This is a genomic window from uncultured Clostridium sp. (genome assembly GCF_947036855.1).
Lineage (GTDB): Bacteria > Bacillota > Clostridia > Clostridiales > Clostridiaceae > Sarcina.
In genome coordinates this window covers 1-5,551 of record NZ_CAMQRY010000145.1, presented here as the reverse complement: position 1 = coordinate 5,551, position 5,551 = coordinate 1, and the positions used below count along the sequence as shown (strand labels likewise).

The following is a 5,551-nucleotide window of genomic DNA, read 5'->3' as shown; positions in this document are numbered from 1 at the left end:
CAGTATCCAAATTTAATTGAGCATTTGCAAGTGCTAAGCTATCAACTTCTTTAAGGCACTCAAATTCTATTTTGAATTTAGCAGGTGTTAAGTATAACTTAGACATTTCTTTAGAAGTTAATATATCCTTACTTTCTTCATAGACTTTTATCCTATTATCTAGCATTTGATTATAAATAAATCTGCTACATCCACAAGATTTAGCTATGAATATTTTTTGCTCTACATTTGGATATAACCTATATTTATAAGCCTTTAGCATACTTTCACCTCATTTTTTTCATTAATACTGACTAGATATTAACAAAAACAAAAAGTATAGTCAATATAAATATTTATCGTGTCGCTATGCTTTCGTCGATTCATCTCACCACCTACCTACGGTTGAGATGGGAGAATTCTCTCAAATTAAGTTAAAAGTATACATATTTTAAACATTTTTTTCAAGTATACTTTATTTTTAAAATAAAAGAGCTTAGAATTTCTTCTAAGCTCTTAGAACTAAGCAGTTTCTATTGAATTTTTGCTTTTAACTTCAATTTCTAAAACTGGTCTAGATTCACCAGCAGGTAAAATCTCTAATTCTGGAGCTTTCTTCTCTCTTATTGTTTCTTCTGTTATTTTAACCTTAACAATATCAGTTCTTGATGGAATATCAAACATAATATCTGTCATTACATTTTCAATAATAGCTCTAAGTCCTCTAGCTCCTGTATTTCTCTTTATTGCCTCAGTCGCAACAGCTTTTAAAGCTTCATCAGTAAATTCAAGTGAAACATTATCTATTTCAAATAATCTCTTATACTGCTTTACTAAAGCATTTTTTGGTTCTTGTAAAATACTAACTAAAGCATCATTATCTAAAGCTTCTAAAGTTACAATTATAGGTAATCTACCAACAAACTCTGGAATAAGACCAAATTTTAATAAATCACTTGGCATTAAGTTCTTTAATAATTTCCCTATATTTTTATCTTCTTTAGATTGTATTTCTGCTCCAAATCCCATTGAACTTTTTCTTGTTCTTTTTTCAATAGCTTTATCTATACCATCAAAAGCCCCACCACATATAAATAATATATTTGATGTATCAAGTTGTATTAATTCCTGATGTGGATGCTTTCTTCCCCCCTGAGGTGGTACTGATGCAACTGTTCCTTCAAGTATTTTAAGTAATGCTTGTTGAACACCCTCACCTGAAACATCTCTTGTGATTGAAGGATTTTCTGATTTTCTAGCTACCTTATCAATCTCATCTATATAAATAATACCTCTTTGAGCTTTATCTACATCATAATCAGCATTTTGGATTAATTTTAAAAGAATATTTTCAACATCTTCTCCAACATATCCAGCTTCTGTTAATGTTGTAGCATCAGCAATTGCAAATGGTACATTTAAAAATCTAGCTAAAGTTTGAGCTAAAAGTGTTTTTCCTGAACCAGTTGGTCCTAAAAGAAGTATATTACTTTTTTGAAGTTCTACATCATTTGCAGATACATTTGCATTTATTCTCTTATAATGATTATAAACAGCTACTGCAAGTGATCTCTTTGCACTCTCTTGACCTACTACATATTCATCTAAATGACTTTTTATATCAGCTGGCTTTGGTAAGTCTTTGTTATCAACTTCAACTTTCCCTTCACTTTCATCTTCTATTATTTCAGAACAAAGGTCTACACATTCATCACAAATGTAAGCTCCCGGTCCTGCTATTAATCTTTTTACTTGTTCTTGATTCTTTCCACAGAACGAACATTTTAATTGTTTCTTATCATCATATTTTGCCATATATATACACCCCTATTCCTTTTCAAGCTTATTATTTAGATACTTGACTTCTTGTTATCACTTGGTCAACTAACCCATACTCGGCTGCATCCTTAGCTTCCATAAAATAATCTCTTTCAACATCATTTTTGATTTGTTCTATAGATTTACCTGTATTTTCAGCTAAAATATTATTTAAGTTTTCTTTTATCTTTAATATTCTTTTAGCATGTATATCTATATCAGTAGCCTGCCCTTGGAATCCTCCAAGTGGTTGGTGAATCATTATTTCACTATTTGGTAGTGCAAATCTTTTTCCTTTTGCACCTGAAGACAATAAGAATGCTCCCATTGATGCTGCCATACCTATACATATAGTTGAAACATCAGATTTAATATATTGCATTGTATCATAAATTGCCATACCTGATGTTATTGAACCACCTGGTGAATTTATGTAAAGATATATATCTTTATCTGGGTCTTCACTTTCTAAAAATAACAATTGTGAAACTATAAGGTTTGCAGTTACATCATTAACCTCTCCACTAAGCATTATTATTCTATCTTTTAATAGTCTTGAAAAAATATCGTAACTTCTTTCTCCTCTACTTGTTTGCTCTACAACCATTGGTACTAAACTCATAAACTTATCCTCCTATTTATTACTCTAAAATTTCATATAAATTTTAGTATTTCCATCTATTTATATTCTAATTATATAGAATTATATAGAATTTGTTAATTAAAAGTTTAAAATAATTGCCAGAAATAAATTTCTGGCAATTATTTTATATATTTAATTTTTTATATATTTTAGATTATACAGTTTTAGCACTATCAACTAAAACAGCTACAGTTTTAACTCTTAAAACATCAGCTTCTAAAGCTTGCTTTTGAGTAGTCATTAACATTTCTGCTATTTTCTCTGCTTCTGCAGCGTACATTGCAGCAACTTCTAAAGCCTTAGCTTTTAATTCTTCTTCTGTTACTTCAAGTTTTTCTACTTTAGTTATTTCTGATAATACTAAATCAGTCTTAACTTTTCTTTCAGCATTTTCTTTCATGTACTCTCTCATTTTTTCTTCTGTGCTTCCTGTTAACTCATAATATTGAACTAAGTTTAATCCCTGTTGTGATAATCTTTGCTCAAGATTTTGAATCATTGTATCAGTTTCTTTTTCTAACATTACAGCTGGAATTTCTATTGTAGCATTATCAACAGCTTTGTTTATAACAAGCTCTTTTAATTCATTATCAATTCTAGCTTCACTCATTTCTTCAGCTTTCTTTGTTAAATCAGCTTTTAAATCAACTAATGTTTCAAACTCTGAAACTTCTGATGCAAATTCATCATCTAAAGCTGGAACATCTTTAACTTCTATTTTGTTTATAGTAACTTCGAATTTAGCTTCTTTACCATTTAATTCTTCTTTACCATACTCAACTGGGAAAGTTACAACAACATCTTTGCTATCTCCAACTTTTAATCCCTCTAATTGCTCTTCAAAGTTTCCGATGAAACTTCCTGAACCAATTTCTAATGAGTAATCTTTACCTTCTCCACCTTCAAAAGCTTCATTTTCAACAAATCCTTTGAAATCAATAACAGCTATGTTTCCTTTTTCTACAACACCCTCTGTTTTTTCTTCAGTTCTTGAGTTTTTCTCTTGTAAATTTGAAAGTTCTCTTTCAACAACTACAGAAATATCTTCTTTTTTAGGAGCAGTAACTTCTAAAGCTTTATAATCTCCAAGTTTAACTTCTGGCATTACAGTAACTTTAGCTTTATATACTAAATCTTTACCTTCTCCAACTTCTACAACTTCTATTGCAGGGTAATCAACTGGGTGAAGCTCTTTAGCATCTACAGCCTCTGCATATGTTGACTCAACACATATTTCAATAGCATCATTGTATAAAACTTCTACTCCGTAGAATTTTTTAACCATGTTTAATGTAACTTTACCTTTTCTGAATCCTGGTATGTTAAAGCTTTTAGCATTTTTTCTAAATGCTTTTTCTAAAGCACCTTCGAATTTTTTAGCTTCTACCTTGATTTCTAATTCAACAATGTTTGTTTCTATGTTTTCCATTTTAATTTCCATTTATATATTCCTCCTAATTAGATAGTTATTATTTACCAAATTTTTTTTCAAAATAACTAGTAACTTAGATATTATAACATATTATGTCTTTTTTTTTCAAACATTTATTTTCCATTCATAAATTTCACTATTAATATTTATTTCTTTGCATATTAATATATCTTTTATTTTTTCTTATAAAGCCTAAAAATATCTTTGCTATTTTAAATTACAAAATTATTTTTCACAAATCTCACTTCATTTTTTTATTATTTTTCAAATGCTTACCATTATACATAATAAATAAAAAACTAATTCTAATTCTCCTTCTGAGCATTAAATAATCATTTGCTTATATTATAATACTATGTTATTATTAGCCTTGTTTGAAAATTAATACGCAATAAATAAATTTTATATAAGAAAGAGGAAATTGAATGAACAACTTAAAATTTACAGACTTAGGATTAAAGGAAACTTTACTAAAGTCAATCGGGGATATGGGATTTGAAACTCCATCTCAGATACAAGCAGAGGCTATTCCGGTAGCATTAAAAGGATTTGACATAATAGGGCAAGCACAAACTGGTACTGGTAAAACAGCAGCATTTGGATGTCCATTAATAAACAACCTTGAAATTACAAGTAGAAAGAAATACCCAAAAGCATTAATACTTGCTCCAACAAGAGAGCTTGCTATACAAGTTGCTGACGAATTAGAAAGATTAGGTAAACATGATAGATTAGTAGTACTTCCTATATATGGTGGTCAACCAATAGACAGACAACTTAGATCATTAAAGCAAGGAGTTGACGTTGTTGTTGGTACTCCTGGTAGAGTACTTGATCACATAAGAAGAAGAACATTAGTACTTTCAGATATAGATTTCTTAGTTTTAGATGAAGCTGATGAAATGTTAAACATGGGATTCATAGATGATTTAGAAGAAATTGTTAAATCACTTAAATCTGATAGACAAACTATGTTATTCTCAGCTACAATGCCACCACAAATCAAAAACTTAGCTAAGAAATACATGAAAGAAGATATTCACCATATCGCTATAAAGAAAACTTCTTTAACTGTTTCTAAAATAAAGCAAAACTATTTCCAAATTAAACATAGAGATAGATTTGAAACTCTTTGCAGAGTTATAGATTTTGATATGCCAACAGCTGCTATCATATTCTGTAAAACTAAAAGAGGTGTTGATGAGGTTATCGATTCAATGCAATCAAGAGGATATAGCGTTGCTGGTATGCACGGAGATATGACTCAAAAACACAGATCTTTAACTCTTAAGAAGTTTAAAGATGGAAATCTTGATTTCTTAGTTGCTACAGATGTTGCTGCTAGAGGAATAGATGTTGAGAGAGTAAGTCACGTATTTAACTTTGATTTACCTCAAGATATTGAAAGTTATGTTCATAGAATTGGTAGAACAGGTAGAGCTAACAGAGAAGGTACTGCTTACTCATTAGTTACTCCTAAAGAATTTGGTTTCTTAAAGCAAATTATGAGACATACTAAGAGTGACATAACAATGTTACCTGTACCTAGTGCTAAAGAAATTTTTGAAGGTAAATTCAAAAATATAACAGAAGATATCAAAAAAGAAATCGAAGCTAATGATTTCGAGCAATTTGCTCCTATCGTTGCAGAACTTTCAGAGAACTTTGATCCTTCAGTT

5 protein-coding genes are annotated in these 5,551 nt (G+C 29.7%); 1 reads left to right on the top strand and 4 read right to left on the bottom strand.

Annotated elements, in window-relative coordinates:
* The 4 genes from Q0V15_RS11460 to tig all read right to left on the bottom strand — a co-directional run.
* The coding region (locus Q0V15_RS11460) for a helix-turn-helix domain-containing protein (RefSeq protein WP_297439125.1) at positions 1-262 on the bottom strand (262 nt) is incomplete at its 3' end.
* Between the two features lie 239 nt (positions 263-501).
* Positions 502-1,794, bottom strand: a complete 1,293-nt coding sequence (gene clpX / locus Q0V15_RS11455) for an ATP-dependent Clp protease ATP-binding subunit ClpX (RefSeq protein WP_297439123.1) — start codon at positions 1,792-1,794, stop codon at positions 502-504.
* A 31-nt stretch (positions 1,795-1,825) separates the two neighbouring features.
* Positions 1,826-2,419 carry an ATP-dependent Clp endopeptidase proteolytic subunit ClpP gene (clpP, locus tag Q0V15_RS11450; protein WP_297439121.1) on the bottom strand — a complete coding sequence of 198 codons (594 nt, stop codon included), beginning with the start codon at positions 2,417-2,419 and terminating at the stop codon, positions 1,826-1,828.
* Positions 2,420-2,594: 175 nt separating this feature from the next.
* Positions 2,595-3,881 carry a trigger factor gene (gene tig, locus Q0V15_RS11445; protein WP_297439119.1) on the bottom strand — a complete coding sequence of 429 codons (1,287 nt, stop codon included), beginning with the start codon at positions 3,879-3,881 and terminating at the stop codon, positions 2,595-2,597.
* 416 nt (positions 3,882-4,297) lie between these two features.
* On the opposite strand from tig, the gene Q0V15_RS11440 reads away from it, so the two are divergent.
* Positions 4,298-5,551, top strand: a 1,254-nt coding sequence (locus tag Q0V15_RS11440; RefSeq protein WP_297439117.1) for a DEAD/DEAH box helicase, incomplete at its 3' end; no start/stop codon positions are given.